This window comes from Planifilum fulgidum (genome assembly GCF_900113175.1).
Taxonomy (GTDB): domain Bacteria; phylum Bacillota; class Bacilli; order Thermoactinomycetales; family DSM-44946; genus Planifilum; species Planifilum fulgidum.
The window spans coordinates 1-16,988 of record NZ_FOOK01000033.1 but is presented as its reverse complement, the minus strand read 5'-3'; the positions used below and the strand labels follow the sequence as shown (position 1 = coordinate 16,988).

Annotated in this window: 18 protein-coding genes; 4 read left to right on the top strand and 14 right to left on the bottom strand. The window is 54.9% G+C overall.

Annotated features, from left to right (window positions below):
• Nucleotides 1–7 precede the first annotated feature (7 nt).
• Together BM063_RS14665 and BM063_RS14655 are read left to right on the top strand one after the other, a co-directional pair.
• Nucleotides 8–1,174 carry an iron-containing alcohol dehydrogenase gene (locus tag BM063_RS14665; protein WP_092040647.1) on the top strand — a complete coding sequence of 389 codons (1,167 nt, stop codon included), beginning with the start codon at nt 8–10 and terminating at the stop codon, nt 1,172–1,174.
• A gap of 542 nt (nt 1,175–1,716) precedes the next feature.
• A complete protein-coding gene (locus BM063_RS14655; RefSeq protein ID WP_092040642.1) occupies nt 1,717–2,229 on the top strand; it encodes a hypothetical protein in 513 nt (170 codons plus the stop codon).
• A gap of 221 nt (nt 2,230–2,450) precedes the next feature.
• Here the strand turns inward: BM063_RS14655 and BM063_RS14650 are convergent, their stop codons facing one another.
• The 14 genes from BM063_RS14650 to BM063_RS14595 form a co-directional block, all read right to left on the bottom strand.
• Nucleotides 2,451–2,972, bottom strand: coding sequence for a hypothetical protein (locus tag BM063_RS14650; RefSeq protein WP_092040639.1), 522 nt, complete (start codon nt 2,970–2,972; stop codon nt 2,451–2,453).
• A gap of 220 nt (nt 2,973–3,192) precedes the next feature.
• A complete protein-coding gene (locus tag BM063_RS14645; protein WP_092040636.1) occupies nt 3,193–3,597 on the bottom strand; it encodes a CDI toxin immunity protein in 405 nt (134 codons plus the stop codon).
• 244 nt (nt 3,598–3,841) lie between these two features.
• Complete coding sequence (locus tag BM063_RS17385; protein WP_143085380.1) at nt 3,842–4,210, bottom strand: hypothetical protein; 369 nt, start codon at nt 4,208–4,210, stop codon at nt 3,842–3,844.
• A gap of 248 nt (nt 4,211–4,458) precedes the next feature.
• Nucleotides 4,459–4,776, bottom strand: coding sequence for a CDI toxin immunity protein (locus tag BM063_RS18370; RefSeq protein WP_092040634.1), 318 nt, complete (start codon nt 4,774–4,776; stop codon nt 4,459–4,461).
• The gene (locus tag BM063_RS17750; protein WP_177199194.1) at nt 4,694–4,864 is read right to left on the bottom strand and encodes a hypothetical protein; all 171 of its coding nucleotides are present in this window, start codon (nt 4,862–4,864) and stop codon (nt 4,694–4,696) included. Before BM063_RS17750 ends, BM063_RS18370 begins: the two co-directional genes overlap by 83 nt.
• A gap of 1,250 nt (nt 4,865–6,114) precedes the next feature.
• Nucleotides 6,115–6,483 (bottom strand): hypothetical protein, encoded by a 369-nt coding sequence (locus tag BM063_RS14635; protein ID WP_092040703.1) that lies wholly within the window; start codon nt 6,481–6,483, stop codon nt 6,115–6,117.
• 34 nt (nt 6,484–6,517) lie between these two features.
• The gene (locus tag BM063_RS14630; RefSeq protein WP_245752297.1) at nt 6,518–8,284 is read right to left on the bottom strand and encodes an ABC1 kinase family protein; all 1,767 of its coding nucleotides are present in this window, start codon (nt 8,282–8,284) and stop codon (nt 6,518–6,520) included.
• A 63-nt stretch (nt 8,285–8,347) separates the two neighbouring features.
• Nucleotides 8,348–9,247, bottom strand: coding sequence for a R2-like ligand-binding oxidase (locus tag BM063_RS14625; protein WP_092040631.1), 900 nt, complete (start codon nt 9,245–9,247; stop codon nt 8,348–8,350).
• A gap of 16 nt (nt 9,248–9,263) precedes the next feature.
• On the bottom strand, nt 9,264–9,692 hold the full coding sequence (locus BM063_RS14620; RefSeq protein ID WP_092040627.1) for an SCP2 sterol-binding domain-containing protein: 429 nt from the start codon (nt 9,690–9,692) through the stop codon (nt 9,264–9,266).
• A gap of 331 nt (nt 9,693–10,023) precedes the next feature.
• On the bottom strand, nt 10,024–11,079 hold the full coding sequence (locus tag BM063_RS14615) for an HPr family phosphocarrier protein (RefSeq protein WP_177199193.1): 1,056 nt from the start codon (nt 11,077–11,079) through the stop codon (nt 10,024–10,026).
• An 82-nt stretch (nt 11,080–11,161) separates the two neighbouring features.
• Nucleotides 11,162–11,677 carry a DUF6114 domain-containing protein gene (locus BM063_RS14610; protein ID WP_092040622.1) on the bottom strand — a complete coding sequence of 172 codons (516 nt, stop codon included), beginning with the start codon at nt 11,675–11,677 and terminating at the stop codon, nt 11,162–11,164.
• Between the two features lie 18 nt (nt 11,678–11,695).
• Nucleotides 11,696–12,229 (bottom strand): DUF6230 family protein, encoded by a 534-nt coding sequence (locus BM063_RS14605; RefSeq protein WP_143085379.1) that lies wholly within the window; start codon nt 12,227–12,229, stop codon nt 11,696–11,698.
• A gap of 289 nt (nt 12,230–12,518) precedes the next feature.
• Nucleotides 12,519–14,021: an aldehyde dehydrogenase family protein gene (locus tag BM063_RS14600; protein ID WP_092040616.1), complete on the bottom strand. Its 1,503-nt coding sequence runs from the start codon at nt 14,019–14,021 to the stop codon at nt 12,519–12,521.
• A gap of 102 nt (nt 14,022–14,123) precedes the next feature.
• A complete protein-coding gene (locus BM063_RS14595; RefSeq protein ID WP_342713755.1) occupies nt 14,124–15,119 on the bottom strand; it encodes an alcohol dehydrogenase family protein in 996 nt (331 codons plus the stop codon).
• Between the two features lie 303 nt (nt 15,120–15,422).
• On the opposite strand from BM063_RS14595, the gene BM063_RS14590 reads away from it, so the two are divergent.
• A complete protein-coding gene (locus BM063_RS14590) occupies nt 15,423–16,616 on the top strand; it encodes a LuxR C-terminal-related transcriptional regulator (protein ID WP_092040610.1) in 1,194 nt (397 codons plus the stop codon).
• A gap of 130 nt (nt 16,617–16,746) precedes the next feature.
• On the top strand, nt 16,747–16,988 hold a 242-nt coding region (locus tag BM063_RS18365), incomplete at its 3' end, for a helix-turn-helix domain-containing protein (RefSeq protein ID WP_143085378.1).

The window sequence follows — 16,988 nt, the reverse complement described above, 5'->3', positions numbered from 1 at the left end:
AAACAGGGTGGATTCCTTCGTATTTCGCAATCCCACCAAATTGATCTTCGGAAAAGGCCAGCTGGAAGCGTTGAAAACCGAACTCCCCCGCGGCGGGAAGATCCTGCTCGTCTATGGAGGGGGAAGCATCAAGCGAAACGGCATTTATCAAAAGACCTTGTCCCTTTTGAATGAGATCGGCGCCGAAGTGCACGAGCTCCCCGGGGTGGAACCCAACCCGCGCCTTTCCACCGTCCATCGGGGCGTGGAAATCTGCCGCTCGAAGGGAATCGATTTCCTCCTGGCGGTGGGGGGCGGAAGCGTCATCGACTGCACCAAGGCGATCGCCGTCGGGGCCAAATACGACGGGGACGTATGGGAGATCATCACCCGGAAGGCGGAGCCTTCAGACGCCCTTCCCCTGGGAACGGTGCTTACCCACGCAGCGACCGGCTCGGAGATGAACCACATTTCGGTGATCACCAACTGGGAAACCAAGGAAAAGATCGGCTGGGGATCCCCGCTGGTCTATCCCCGGTTTTCCATCCTGGACCCGGTTCACACCTTCACCGTTCCGAAAGAACAGACGGTGTACGGCATCGTCGACATGATGTGCCACGCCCTTGAAGAATACTTCAGCCCGTCTCCCAATGTTCCCCTGCAGGAACGGTTCGCCGAGTCCATCCTGACGACGGTGATCGAAACGGCGCCCAAACTGGTAAGCGACCTGGAAAACTACGAATACCGGGAAACCATCATGCTCTGCGGAACGATGGCTTTAAACGGCGTGCTCAAAATGGGCATGAGGGGGGATTGGGCAACCCACAACCTGGAACACGCCGTCTCGGCGGTCTACGACATTCCCCACGGCGCCGGACTTGCCATCCTGTTCCCCAACTGGATGCGCTACATGGCGGAAAAGGGAATCGCCATCGGCAAATTCCTCCCATTGGCCACCCGCGTTTTCGGCGTGAATCCGGCCGGAAAAGAAGAACGGGAGATCGCCCTCGAGGGAATCCGTCGCTTGCGCGCCTTTTGGAGCGACCTCGGCGCCCCGGCCCGCCTTGCCGACTACGGCATCGGCGAGGATGCGCTGGACATTCTGGCCGACAAGGCGATGCACGCCGGACCCTTCGGCCGCCTTCGTCCCTTGGAACGGGAGGATGTCCTGCAAATTCTGCGGATGTCATTGTGATGCGGGATCGTTTGCCGCACCGCCTCCCCCGAAAAGGGGTGAGGCGTCTGTTTTTCAGCCGATGGCATGGCGCCGCACCGCCTCCGGGATACGCATCGGCCCCCTTCCCCCTTTGAAGGAGGGCCGCGCCGGGAGTACAAGCCTTGGGGAACCGCCTTGATCCTGTTTCATGAAATCTTTTACCTGCGCAACACGGAGAACAGATTGAATGCTCATGAAAGAAAGACGAGCCTGCACCGGGCGGCGGAATGCCCCAAAGAGAGGGAGCAGCAAAGTTTGAAGCGCGACAGATCCGAACCCCCGTGTCACCAGCGCCCGCCCCGGGAAAAAATTCAATCCCGCAAGTCAGCGTATGAAACCAAGAGGTGATGTTTTTGTCTTCCAGAAGCTTTCGTCTCATCGAATACCGGGCAGGACCGGCGCGCGTACTTACTCCGGCAGAACCGCTTACCCACACCTTTATCGTCGACAGGACAGGCGACAATGACTTTGTTATTTTCAGCAACCGACAGGATCTCCAGAGACTGGGGTGGCTTTGGTCCGTGGCAGCCCGGTGCCGCGGATCTCTGATTTACCTACCAACCCGGAAAAACCCCCTGTCCCACTATCTGAAACGGCAGGGGTTGGAAAAGGGGTTGGATCTCGTCCTTCTGCATCACCATTTGCAATTCCCCCTGAAGGATTGGAAACGCATCCGCTCCCGGTTAAAAAGGGGAAAACTGCACTCGATCGATGCCGCCTCGGTGAGATCCGACATCGCCCGCAGTTTGAACCCCCTCCCCCGCGACTTCGACCGCCTATGGCATGAACGCCCCCACGACCGGCTCCATGCGGAGAAGCGGTTCGAAACCCTGTTTCTGGTGGGGAGCTTCCGGGTGTTTCGCTACATGATCGGAAGTTTTATCGACTTGGCCCGGACAGGTCCCCGATTTTCGGATCCTGGAAGATATCACGATCATGTTCATTTGGATTCGTTCTTGAAAACCGATCTGGGCGCTCCCGATTATATCTCCCTGACGGTGGACTATTATGATCAAAAACTTTGGGGTGAGTGAAAGCCTTCCGAACTGGAGACCGCCACTTGCAGCTTGGACCGACCACTCAGGAGGAAAAAGGGGAAGTCCCCTTGTCAAGGGACTTGATGATGGAAAAAAACACTTTCATGGAATCATTGGGATGCCCGCCACATCGAAGTGACAGCACCGGATTGTCTTGAAACATCATCTGGATTTTTCCTCGGCACGATTCCCGAATTGGCTTGAATTTAAAATACAATTTAATTGCCGAAATATCGTTTATTGATTTCCAAAAATTCTTTGTACAATCCCTTAAAATAATTTTGTCCAACATTATCATTGCCAAATGCATCGTATAACCCTTTAAAAAACCGAACAGCCCCCTTTATCAGAGCTTTTATTAATTCTTCTCTGGGTAACAACCACTTCCCATATTCCCCTGCCTCACCAACTATCATTAACACCCAATTCAATCCTTTCTCTTCAAATTCAATCGGTATCGGCTGATCAGGCAAATACATTCGTCCTGATCCTTTTTTTATATAGTCTTCAAGAGCTTCCACCAAATAACACCAGTAATCTATAATAAAATCCCCCAATTTGTGGGTAAGGATCGGTTGTCCATAGTAAGTCAATTCAATGTAACCTTCAAACCTATCAAGATCCAGATAGGGTTTCGCTCTTCTCAATGTGACCGTATCATCCACAGGTATCCTCGTGGGAAAAGAAGTAAATTTATGACGGACAATGGGAAAGTATATATACGTTTGCACATGAAACATGATTAACTCTCCTCACCCTTTGGCAGTAAAAGACTTTAGGGTTCCAAACCCAATATCTTCTCCCACTGCATACACCATCGTTGGAAAGTTCCTGCAGGCCCAGCCGAAACTTCGGTACAGACGTTTCCAAGCTTTAAAAAACCCCTTCATGGAAGCCTCTGCTCCTGTTATATCGACATGAGAGATACATCGCTGAACAGAAAAACCGGCTCCCTCTGCCTTAGTAGAACCCCAAGAAGGTCTCCCCCTCATGATAATACTCCACAACGTACCTTTCCTTTGGACAAAAGATCCAAGTATCAAAGTCTACGGATATAACCTCATCGAAAACTTGAATGATATTTTTAATCGAAGTTTGAATAACTGGCAAGTCTGCATTAAACCAGAAAACATATACTTGCTCATTCACATCGACATTATTTTTTTGCAACTCCTCCAAGATGTCCTCATCATCTACTATCTCTTTCTTACGTGGTATTCGGTTGAAATCAACTTTCCCGACAAACCAATCCAAAGGAATATTTTCTTTAAATTCTTTTAATACCTCATTTGATTCCTCCTCAGATAAAACAATAACCTCACCCTCATTTCTTAATGCCTCAATACATTCATCAAAAATGTCCATTTTCAATTCCCCTTTCCCCGACTTTGCTGTCTTCCCGGATCCAATCCAGCATAATTTCTTTCTATCTGCGGACTGGATTGTACCAACAACTTTCGAACCTATCCAGGACGTGGTGAAAACCGCCCTTTCGTTCTCTCAGGAATTGAAAAACGTTTATATTGAACATCTCGAATTGCCGGGCGGGGGCTTCGGCATACCTTGACTTTGGCCGCCGCGCAGATCGATGTGTATCCATCTACGTCCATCATCTTGGGGCCAATTCCTCTTTATGATTCCCAAACAAGTTCGTTTGCCAATTTTTCCGTTTAAATGCTTGTTTCATCAATGGTTTTTTTACACAAAACTCTGCCGGTAATTTGACTGTGGATTGAACAGTCAGTTCAATTGGTGGACCTGAAAGCGATGGATCAACCAATGTTACAGCATCATTATCGTTCTCCGGTTGATAGGTAACGATGTAGCGACGTTCAGATCCTTTCCCAATTCGAGTTAAAGAAAGGTTGTTTAAGCTCTCTCCATCTAAACGATCTAATTGCTGGCTAATTTGATCCCAATTGGGATCGATGATAGTAGTTGGATGGAAGTCATCAAAATCAAGTTTCCATTTTGCCATAATTATTTCCCCGCGATTTTCTTTGTTTTTCCAGGCGGGCTTTGACTATCGTTTGATTACCATTATCCTCCAATTTCAAGAAGATAACAGGCTGGCGAAAACTTCGACACCCTGAACCACAATGCGGGACTTCCCCCCAACAATAAAATTGGGGGTGACATCAGCGTCACCCCTTCCTTCGACCCCAGAGAGTTTTTACCCTATCGATGGACAAAAACACTGTCCATTTTTTTTCCCTTCATTCCCCTCTAGTAAAAACCCAAAAAGGTTTCACCTTCGTGATAATATTCCACAAAGTACCTCTCCTTGGGGCAAAAAATGTAAGTGTCAAAGCTGACGGATATAACATCCTCCAGGACATTGACAACATTTTTTATAAAGGTTTGAATGGCTGGTAAGTCCGCGTCATTCCAGAAAACATATACCGGCTCGTTTATATTGACATGATTTTTATATAGCTCCTCCAATATGTCCTCATCATCTTCAATTGCTTTTTTTTCTCGATATTCGTGTGAAATCCACTTTGGCAACAAGCGGATCTGAAGGAACACTTTTTTCAAATTCATTTATCACTTCATTCGTTTCTTCCTCAGACAAAACAATAACCTCGCCTTCTCTTTTCAATGCCTCGATACATTCATCAAAAAGAGTCATTTTCATTTCTCCCTTTTATGAAAAGAGCTTTGTACATCTGCTCTCACTAAAAACTCGAAGTATCGAAGTTCGTACGGGTGATTTACTGGAGTCGGTGGAAATCTCGAAAAGCGCTGTTTCATCAGAGAATGGCAATACTGGGTTCATTGTTCTTCACACGTTGCGGTTTTCATTTTGGGGACTCCAGAGAAAGTTGCTTCACTTCCTTATCAAGTAAATGGGGGTTCGGGAGAAGGGAGGACGAACGAACTTATAGCGCAACGTGGAGGGGGGAATTCGTGACGTATCGCTTTCGGGAGATTATCGGGTGTATTGACCAGTCGAAGGTTAACCCCTTGGGACAGCCTTCCAAGCCAATCGATGCCGATATCGGCGAATTTCAATGATACCCAGGCAGACGGGACTGTTTGTGCTATATAAGCCGTTTCAAATTCCTCAACACTTTGCTGTCTTTTAGAGAAGGATTCAACGAAATGACATCATTGATAAATTGTTATCTATCACAATATCCCGCCAGATATAACTTTTTGATTCAATCGGATCGGTAATTACAAAACCATTGCGGGTTTCGATTCGCGGCTGAATCAAATTTACTTTTATAGTCTGATCATCATGTATGAATTCCATCCATCTAAACGATTCGATATCAGGGACAGCCACGTATTTTTTGCGAAGTTCAGCAATCTAAACCATGTGATCAATCGTTCATGGCCAAATGGGATCTCCTCATCACAAAGGCCAAACTTTTTACCGTCAAATAACAGCTCTATTTGACCTTCAATTATTTCGTCATTTCAAAGTCATCGGGAGATCTGGCAACTAAATCTTCGTAACATATTTTGTATTTTAGCAAGAACACTTTTCTATCACCCCCTCAAACCACAAGCACGGTCACCATTTTGGATTTTTCCATTCCGGGTGTAACCCTCTCCCAAAACTTGGCGTGTTCTTAACGCAGCAGCCGCTTCACTTAAAATTGTACGCAATTTTCGATTTGATCTCTTGACCGGTTGGGATTAAAACAGCTGCACAGCTTCCTCGGGAGAAGACCGGCTTTTTGTGAGAGGCTTTGCCATGCGGGCATAGGGTGCGGCATCCCCTTCGGACCATGAGGAAAACCGCTTCACTATGAAAAAGAAAAGGGACGCGATTTTCCGCCCCGGTACGCGCCAGGGGTCGTCCGCCGGAAAATCGGTCCTTCCATACTTGGGATTCCCGCTTTGCGCCGGAAAAGCGCCCGACCACCCGCCTTACGGGCTTTTGGAATCCCCTGCAGACGCCTGCTCCCGCATCATCCGGTCGATCGTCTCCCTCAACCTAGCCACTTCCCGCTCCAGGGATTCGATCCTTTCTTTCAGGGCTGCCATGTCCCCGCCCTCCGCCCGCCTCTTCAACCGCCAGCGCTGAATCCGCTCATAAAGGAGCAGCAGGCTGGGATCGTTCAATACCACATCCATGATGCCGTCTTCAAAGGTTTCCCTGTAGCCGGGCATCCCGTGATCCTTCGCATGGAGGAGATGTTTTTCCAGAAGTTCCGGTATCCGGTCGTTGTTGGGGCCGCCGCTCTGCCGGTAAAAAGCCTCAATCCGCTGTTCCATGGTCATCTTTTCATTATCCATGCGATCCCTCCATCCGGTTGCCTCCCGCATCGGATCAAGCCCTTTTGGAACGGATCACCCGCCACACCACATATAAAGCGAGGACCGCCGAACCCCACAGCATGCCCACCGCCAGCCAGCGGAGGGAAGGAACCGAAAGCACCTGCTCGCCTCCGAAGGAAAGGAGCAGGGAGCTGCCCACAAACAACCCGCTGGCCATCACGCCCAGGGTGATCCGGTTCACCATCCGGTTCAACTGGCGGGCGGAATCATCGTCCAGGCGGTTCACCACCACCCATTTCCAATCGTTCCACGCCAGCTTTTCCAGGATCTTGTTGATCCGGCGCGGTAAAGTGGCGACCAGTTTGGCGGCCTCCGTGATCCAGCTGGCGTTGGCCCGATAGTTGAAGCGCCGCCCCAGCCAGCGGCGAAGAATCTGCACGTCGGCCGACTCCAGCACCACATGGTAGCTGATCTCGGGACACAGCCAACGGGCCGTTCCCTCCGCCGCCGAAAAGCCCTTGGCCCACAGAGCCAGGCCGTTGGGGATCCGGCAGTAATTGCGCATGGCGACGGTGATCGCCTGAATCAGCAGATTGCCCCAGTTGTATTTGCTTCCCTGTTCGCTGTTGACATATCGGATAAAGACCGTCCGAATCTCGTCCTTCAGGCGGACGGGATCCGTATACGGCGTCGGATGGACGATGTCCAAGGCGGCCTCCGCCGCATCCTCCGCCTGATTCAGCCGGATGTGGAGCAACATCCGGAAAATCGCTTCCGTGTGCAGGGCATCCAGCCGGCCCACCATGCCCCAGTCGATGCCGATCACCTTTTTGGTGCGGCGGTCCAGGATGAGATTGGACCCGTGAGGATCGGCGTGATAATATCCTTCGGTAAAGGTCTTGATATAATAGTGGGCCAGGTCCATCATCCTTTCAAAGCGCTCTTCAAAGGTGAGAAAATCGACCGGAAACTCCTTCAGATTCCACCCGTCCACATATTCCATCACCAAAACGGAAGGCGTCGCGTGATAAACCTCGGGTACGCCGATCGTTTCAAACTCCTCGCCCAGCCGGCCGTGTTCCTCCATGTTTCGCGCCTCGACGCGCATATCCAGCTCATTCATCGAACTGCTGTAGTAATCGTCGACCAATCCCGGCAGATCGACGGCCGCCGCCCACTCGGGAGGAAGAAGCCTGTGAACGCGCCGGGCGAATTTCCGGATCACCGCGATATCCGTCTGAAACAGTTTCCCCACGTGGGGGCGGACCACTTTGACCGCGCACATGCGCCCGTCCTTCAGTCGGGCCCGGTAAACCTGCGCCAGCGAGGCGGATCCGATCGGTTCCTTGTCGATCCATTCGAAGGTGGCCAAACCCTCGGGCAACTCCTCATCCATGACGTACGCCATATACCGGAAGGGCATCGGGGGAACCTCATCCAGCAACTTGGCCAACTCCGCCGTGACGGGTTCCGGAATCAATTCCTGCCGGGTCACCAGCACCTGCCCCAACTTGATGAAAGTGGGCCCCAGCTCCTCAAAGGCGAGGCGAAGGCGACGGCCGACCCGCTGCAATTCCTGGTCATCCTCCGGCGTGGTTCTTTTGCCCGGAATCCAGCGAAACATGCTCCGGTCCGTCAGCAAATACAAAAGCCCGTGTTTGGCCATGACCCCTGCGATGGTTCGAAAGCGCCCGCCCTTCGTGATGGCCCTCCGCATTTTCCAGATCTCTTGCCGGATCCTTTCCTTCTCCTCCGCGGAAAGCGGCTTCACCTGTTCCGCGGACCTTTCCCCTTGATCCTTCGGGACCGGAGTTGCCACCGCAATTTCCCCCCTTGGCGGCGCGGATGCTTCTCCGCACCGCCGGATATTCCATGCCGGTGCTCAGAACTCTTCCTTCACCGTCTTCATCGTCTCCTCGCTCAGGCTGGAAAGATCCTTCGCCGATTTTCCGCGCGCCCGCTCCAACAGGCTCATCCGGATATCGAACTGCTTCATGGCATACTGGATCATCTCTTCCTTATCCAGCCCAAAGGGAAGTTCGTCCACCTGATTGATCAATTCATTCACGATCCCGATGGCCACCGGCAGGAGAAACTCCATCCGCTTCTGGACCACATCCCACACGTCGTGTTCGATGATGAGGCGCTGCAGGAGGTAAACGCCGTAGGCGATGTGACGGGATTCGTCCCGCTGCAGGTAATGAAAGGCCTGGACGGTCCCGGGCATGATGCCGAGCCGCTTGTAGGATTGGAAGGTGGAGTAATACCCCGTCTCCGCCAGGACCCCCTCCACAATCATGTTGTAGGTGACGGAGGCCTCCGCCTGGGCTTCCGGGGAGGGATCGTGATTGAGGCGCTCCATGGCCTGCGGCAGATACTCGTAAAACATTTTCCGGTAATTGTCCAGGTGATACACGGACAAGTCCTTCTCGGGGACATCCCCCACCTCGTCCAGGAACCGGCGAAAGATCTCGGTGTGCTTCGCCTCTTCGAAGAGGAAGGTGGTCAGATACATCTCCTCTTCCAGCCGTCCCTCGTTGGAAATCACCTGGATCAGGGGGAGCAAATCCCGGGTGACCGCTTCCTCGCCGGCCTGAAACATGGCGCACAGGCGCAGGGTCATTTCCTTTTCCACATCATTGAATTTTTCCCAGTCCTTTTTGTCCTGGGTCAAATCGATGTCCTGCGGATCCCAAACTCCCAACTTTTTGGCCTTGTGATAAAGACGCATGGGCAGAAGGGAGTGATCCAGGCCCCTCTTGCTGGTGGTCAACTCGCGCACGGTTCTTCCTCCCCTTTCATTTCAGGCCTTCGGGAATCTCCGTATCCACTTTCAGCGCATCCTCCAACAGATATTTGGCCGCCATCACATAACCGGACAGGGTGGACATATCCCCTTTCACCAGCTTCAACCTGCCGCGCATCAGTGTCGAAATGGGCTCCAGCTTCCGCTCAAAGATCAACTTCCACGTGTAGGGATCGGCACTGACCACATACGGGGCCTTTTCCAGATCCTCCTCCGTCGCCGCCCGGGCCTCGCGGCACTCCCCGTGCCACAGATCCAGATAGATGGCCCGGTCTTCGTCCAGGCCGACGGATTCATCCTTTTCCACCTTCAGCACCAACGGCCACTCCCAGGTCGAAGCCACCTTCCGGTAATTGGGATTTTGGTTCAAATGCCTGGCCCATTCCTTCGCCCATTCCTCCGTAAACGCTTCATACGCCACGTTCCATCCACTCCCTTTCCGTGATGTCTCTGAAAAAATGGCCGCAGCTTCGACGAAAAGACGTAGAGACAGATTACAACTTCTTCCGTATCACCCCCCAAATGGATACGAGTACGTACTGGTATCAAAAGGGGTATGGAAGCCCTTTCCTCCCCGATCGCAGATCAAAGAGAACGGGACGGAAGGACCTTCGGCGCGTGAGAAAAGATGACAGGGAAAACGGCTGTCCGCTCTCCGTCCGCCGTCGGCCCTTCCATTTCTCTCTTCTTTGTCTTGTCTGATTATTCCTTCATGTTCGTCAAAAAAGGATTTCCTCCGGAGAGGGTTTCATCTACCGGTTCGTGAGAAAACGGACCAGCGCGTCGACGGCCTGTCTGGAATCCTTCCCCTCCGCCGAAAGGACGACCTCCGTTCCCCGGATCAGACCGAGCCCGACCACCGCCCAGTAGTCATCGACCTTGGCCGTTTTCTTCCCTTTCTTGATCGTCACCGACGCGTCATACTTCCTGACCTCTTTCACCAGCTCGCGCGCCCGGACCAGTCCGATCGTCTTGGACAGTTTCACCTTTTCTTCAATGACGGCGCCCGATTTGCCGGACGACTCGCCCTCACCCGACGGAGGGGGTTCGGCTTGGTTCGGATCGTCCGGTTCCGATCCGGAGCCGGGATCCTCCGCGGAGCCATCCGTTCCATCGGTGCGATCTTCTCCTTCTTCATCCCCGGCCGATCCCTCTTTGTCCTCCGGCTTTCCGTCCTCCGTCTCCGACTTTCCGTCTTCCGCTTCCGAAGTCTCGTCCTTCGTCGGCGTGGTCGACATTTCACGCAGGCGCTCGTTGATCTCTTCCTCCATTTCCTTCCGGGAGGACTTGGCAAAGGGGCGAAGATCCAGGACAGGACCGTCCGGTTTCAGGGAAACATCGGGTTTGGCGCTCATGTCGAGGGCATGAAGATCGATCTGTTTGGCCTCCAGCTGATCCACCTTCATAAAGACATCATGAAGGACGATGGAAGGAAAGGATTCCCCGAGCTGGATGGGCAGTCCCTTGATGCGGAAGCCCAGGGCCGTGGCATCCACCTGTAACCCGCGAATCGGCACCATGCCCCCGTCGGCGATTTCCATCCCCCAACCGCGGCTCTGATGGGCCGCCGCCATCTTCATGCCGTACACCTTCGCTTCCCCGGCGATCAACCGCAGCACGGGGCCGCCGTCATTCCCGACGGCCAAAAGCGGGAGCAAACCCTTGATTTCGATCCGCTCGGCCCGGATCACCACCCCTTGACTCCAGTCGGCCGCCTGAGCCGGCTCTCCGGAAAAGGAAAACAGGCCCAGTGTGAGAAGAATGACCGATATGAACGCCTTCTTGCAGATTCTCCTGAAAATCTTCAAAGGCGGGTTCCCCCCTTCGTCCGGGTTGCCTCCCGACATGACTCCCGCCCAAGTGGCCTATGCCTGCCGACGGGACCCTCGTTCAATGGGCGCCTCCCTCATTTTCCGCCTTGGCGGCGGACGGCCACTCCGGCTTCTTCGCCCCCCGGGACCGCATCCATCTCCTTCTTTTGCCCGCCTTCCCGCTCTGCCCGCGGGAACGCTTCCCCTCCGGATCCCAGGCGACGCAAAGGGAGCCCCCGATCACTCCCAGCACCGTTCCGATCAGCAGGCCGCCGAGGGCGCCCATGATGGAGAGGACCGACAGCACCATGGCAAATACTCCGAGCAGCCGCACATACTGCGGCATCAACCAGCCGAGGATGCCGCACAGGAGGACCATCGTCCCGAAGAGGAGTCCGGTAAAGGCAAAACTCCCGGGCACAAAGGCCAACCAGTACAAGTTGACCGGAATCCACAAAATGATCAGCCCGGCCAGAATGATGAGGATCAGCCCCGCCTTCGGCCTCCGCTTCGGCGCCGACCGCCCCGTTGGTACGGGGGAGCCACCCTCGCCGGGTGGCTCGTGGGACAACCCTTGTTCCGCGATCTTTTCCATTCGGCTCACCTTTCGCGCTTACTTGAGCGAAACATCCAGCGACATGCCCGGAATCGAGATGCTGTTGGCAAAGAGGTAGTGACCCCGGATCTTCACATTTTTGAGATTCAACGAGGGCGCGGACAGGCTGATTTTCTCCAGGGGATTGGTGCTGTATTTTTCCTCCACCTTCAGCTTGCTGAAGGAGGAATCAGCGGTCATCCGGGTCATGTCGAGAACCAGGCCCGACGCCTTCACATCCTTGGACGCCTTGATCAACACCCGCGCTTTGAAGGATCCCAATTCAAAGTCCTTATACAGTTTCATTCCTTTGATCACGCCGTCCAAGCTGGAGCTGGCCTGGGGATAAACGGATTTCTCGCTCGTTTGTCCGATCTTGGGCAACAGCTTGAAGTTGGTGATCTGAATCTCGTCAGCCTCGACGATAAACCCGCCGATCCCGGCCACCGGCATCGCCAGGGCGACACCGCCGGTCCAGATGCCGATACCCATGGCGAACAGCAGGGCCAAAGCGGCCGTCAGGCTGACCAAAAACCTCTTCCACCGATACATGGGCACAACCTCCTTTTGGCTCGGTTGGAAGCCTTCCGCTTCGATCGCGCCGGCACCTTCCGCCGGGCGCCGGCCGGACGGGACCCGAACCCGAAGATTGGTGAGATTGCGATCCACAAGGAAGGAAATTGCCTGAAATATTCGTTGCAACAATCCGTATCGCGGGAAGGTTTTGACGAATGCTGAAAGCACGCGGCCTGATGGCATCACCCGTCGTGGGACAAACCTTCGGGAACGTCCGTTTTCCGCCCACTCCCCCGCGCATCACCTCCCTTCCCTGCAGAAGGAATCACTGAATATTGAGCCAAATGCTCTTGACCTCCGTGAAATGCTCAAGGGCTTCCTTCCCTTTTTCCCGTCCCCATCCGCTCTCCTTGAATCCTCCCCACGGACTGGTGGGATCCATCAGGTTGTACCCGTTCACCCATACGGTTCCGGCACGGAGAGCGTGGGCCACCTGAATTCCCTTTTTCAGATCGCGGGTCCAAACCCCGGCGGCCAATCCGTATCTCGTCGCATTGGCCCTTTTCACCACGTCGGACAATTCCTCGAAGGGCATCACCGCCAGCACCGGTCCGAAAATCTCCTCCCGGGCGATCGTCATCTCGTCCTTGGCTTCCATCACCGTCGGCATGACGAAATATCCCTGCCCCTCTCCCTTTTCGCCTCCGGTGAGCAGTTTCGCCCCTTCGTCAAGTCCCCGCCGGATATAGCCGAGCACCCGCTCCATGTGCTGCCGGCTGACAAGCGGCCCCATCTGGGTCATCCAATCGACGCCGGGCCCCTGCCGGATGGTCTTGGCCTTTTCCACCACGGCCTCCAGGACATCCTCATACACGTCCCGGTGAACATACATCCGGGATCCGGCGCTGCAGACCTCCCCCTGATTGAAGAAAATGCTCATCATGACGCCACCGGCCACCGCGTCCAGATCGGCGTCGGGAAAAACGATATTGGGGGATTTTCCGCCGAGCTCCAGGGTGACCCGCTTGAAGTCGTCCCCCGCGGCGCGAACGATCTCTTTTCCCACCCGGTTCGACCCGGTAAAGGTGATCTTATCCACGTCCGGATGCCTCACCAGCGCGGAACCGGCGCGCGGACCGTATCCGGGCACGATGTTGACGACGCCCGGGGGAAAGCCCGCTTCCTGAATCAGCTCCCCGAGCCGAATCGCCGTCAGCGGCGTGATCTCCGACGGCTTCAACACCACCGTGTTGCCGCAGGCCAGCGCCGGAGCCAGTTTCCACGAGGCGATCAGGAGCGGAAAATTCCAGGGAACGATCGCGCCGACGACGCCCACGGGTTCCCGGCGGGTATACGCCAAATAACTGCCGGGGAAGGAGACGGGCAGAACATCTCCGGTCAGCTTCGTGGCCCAACCGGCAAAATAGCGGAATTGCTCCACCGTCAAGGGAATGTCCGCCACCGATGTCTCCGTGACGGGTTTGCCGGTGTCCAGGGATTCGAGCTGGCACAGCTCTTCGGCGTTCTCCTCGATCAGATCCGCCAGCTTCCAGAGAAGCCGGCCCCTCTCGGCCGGGGAAATCCGGCTCCAGGAGCCTTCCAGGGCCTTTCTCGCCGAACGGACCGCTTCATCCACATCGGCCTCGTCCGCTTCGTACAGGGTGGCCAAGGGCTCTCCGGTAGCCGGATCAAGGGTGCTGAAGGTGCGCTCCGACTTGGAAGGCACCCACCGCCCGTGAATCAACAGCTTCTTCGGGCCGCCCCGGAGAAAATCCCGCACGGAGGGCGAAACGGAAGGAAAATCCAGCGTCGAAGTCCATTCTCCCATGCACAAATACACCCCTTGTGGAAATTCCGATTCGCGATCATCCCGATCCGGTGACCGCCGGCACATCCCCTTGATGGCGCAGCGCCCGAAGTCAGGGAAGAATCACGTCACCTGCAGAATCACCTTGGTCGCCTTGCGCTGATCAAAGAGGCGATATCCTTCAGGTGCCTGTTCCAGGGGCATGCGATGGCTGATCACCACGGTGGGGTCGATGCGCCCGTTGCGCACCAGGGAAAGGGTGGTGTCGATATCCCGGTGAATGTTGGCCAGCCCGATCCGGAAAGTGATATCCTTCGTCAAACTGTTCATCAGGGGATAGTCAAAGGTGCTTTCGGAGGTGACCCCGATGGCGGAGATGCGTCCCCCGCCCCGCACCAGTTCGAAGGCGAGCTGGATGGTTTTTGATCCCCCCACCGCCTCGATCACCGCGTCGACCCCTTCTCCGCCGGTCATCCGGGTGATCTGGGCAACCGGGTTCACTTCCCCCGCCGGCACCGGCACGGCGCCCAGTTTTTCGGCCAGAGCCGTCCTCTCCTTCAGCAGATCGACGGCGAAAACCCGCGAGGCTCCCAGGACCAGGGCGCTCTGCACCGCCATGATCCCGACGGGTCCGCAACCGATCACCGCCACCGTCTCTCCCGGTTTGAGCCCGCTGTTCACCACCGCTCCGTAAGCTGTGGTCAGGATATCCCCGGAAAAGATGGCCTGTTCGTCGGTCAGTCCCTCCGGGACCAGCCGAAGCGTCTCGTCGGCATAGGGGATCCGCGCGTATTCGGCCTGGGTTCCCTGCAGATTGCCAAAGGCGACCCCGTAGCCGAGCACTCCGCCGCTTGAACACTGATGAAAGAGATCGCGCCGGCACATGGGACAGGTGCCGCAGGCCACGTGAAAAGCCCCCACGACGCGGTCTCCCTTCTTAAAACGGCGGACCTGGGAACCCGTTTCCTCCACCACGCCCACATATTCGTGGCCGATGATCGTTCCGGGCAGAAGCCCGGGAATGGTGCCGTGGTAGAGGTGCAGATCGGAGCCGCAAATCGCCGCCGTATGCACCCGGATGATCGCATCCGTCGGTTCCAGGATTTCCGGGTCGGGCATCGTTTCCACTCGAACGTCTCCTACTCCGTGAAAAGTGACCGCTTTCATAACCAATGCGCGCAGGCTCCCCTCTCCTTCCGGAGGAGGAAGCGCTTCCTCCTTTCTCCCGAAGAAACTTCCCGTCGACGAAAAATGATTCCTCCTATTTTGAAAGATAGCACTGATTCAAATTGATCTACATCCCATGGATGAGGGGATTGTCACCCCCATAAATGTGGGGTGTCCGCTTGACAAACGAAATAGAACCAAATAATTTGTAATTATCAACAAATAATTCTTACGCCGTATAAAGAAGGGTGCGCCATGAGAACTTTTTTGCCTACACCCTTTTTGACCCAAAAAGAGGTGCAACAAATTCTGGATACCCTGGCCCAGGGCTACCCGGAGAGCCAAACCCGCTGGCGTCTCAAGCTTTCCACCCTTCCCCTCTCCGAAGAGGAGAAGGACGCGGTCAATGAGGTGTTCCAATTCCTGCTGGAGCGGCTGGACCGCCTGCTTTCCGATCCCGCGGCGGGAGCCCGTCAGATGCGGAAACTGTTTCTTTCCCGTTCCGACATTCTTCGTCCCAGCCACATGGTCCTCATCATCAGCATGCTGGAAGAGATCGCCGTGGAACTGATCCTGCAAAATTCCGCCCTGGACATCCATGTCGGCTTTCGCTGGATTCATTCCTCTTTATTGAATATGGCATTTTCTTCCTTCCTGGGCGAAGCCGCCTTTCCCCGAGACCGGGACGATGCGAACGGGACGGATCTTTCGGATTCCGATGCCGCCTTCGAGGAAGATCAGATGGAGCTGTACGAAGCCATCCTCCGTTATGACGAGGTGCTCCTCACCCTGAACGGACTGGAGGACATCCTCTCCTATTCCGTCCGGGAAATCTGCCGCATCGCCGGCTTTGCCCGGGCCGCGCTCTTCTGGTACACGCCCATCACCCGCTCCCTGGACGGAATCTATTCCCACAACATCGATTTGGACGCCATCCGCCGGATTCGGGAGCTGGACTACAACATACCCGGGTTGAAATACGTGCTGCGGGAGAAAAAGCCCATCTATCTGCAGGATGTGAAGAATTACCTTCCCGCTCACCACATCGAAAACTTCCGGGTCACCTCCCTGGTGGTGGCCCCCTTGTACGGGAAGGACCCCTTCCCCCTCGGCTTCCTGCTTCTGGACCAAAACGGGAAACACTTTCGGCCGGAACACCGGAAAATGGAAATGATCCACGCGCTCATCCAAAGGACTTCCAAAGCCCTGGAAGCCCAGCTGAACCCGTCCCGGCCTCCCCGATTCCACAACCCCTCCGTCCTGAGCAATCGGGAACGGGAGATCCTTCAGCTGATCGCGGCCGGCCACAGCACCAAATCCATCGCCGCCCAACTGCACATCAGCGAACACACCGCGGCGGAGCACGCCCACACCATTTTAAAGAAGTTGGAAGCCAAAAACCGGGCCGAGGCGGTGGCGATCGCCCTGCGGAAACAGTGGATCCGATAGCTGTTGTCCGTCGGAGGTTGCACCGTCCGGCTCCTCTCCAAGATGACTAGTGCCCCGTCGACTAACTTAGATCGGGAAATTCCGAAGGAAAATGTTACCTCATGGTCGAATGGATTCATAGGTGATCGAAATGATTTTCGTTCGTGACTTGACCACCAAGGAAGGCAATCAATTAAGACATATCATTCGAAAAGGATCCCATCCGGTGAAAGTCCGGCGGGCAATGGTTATTCTGGCATCCGCCCAAAAGATGACCGTCCCGAACATCGCCCGACTGTATCACCTATCCGAGGATCACGTTCGACGGTTGATTCACCGGTTTAATAAGGAAGGGATGAAATCGCTTCACCCCCGTTATGGAGGCGGCCGCCC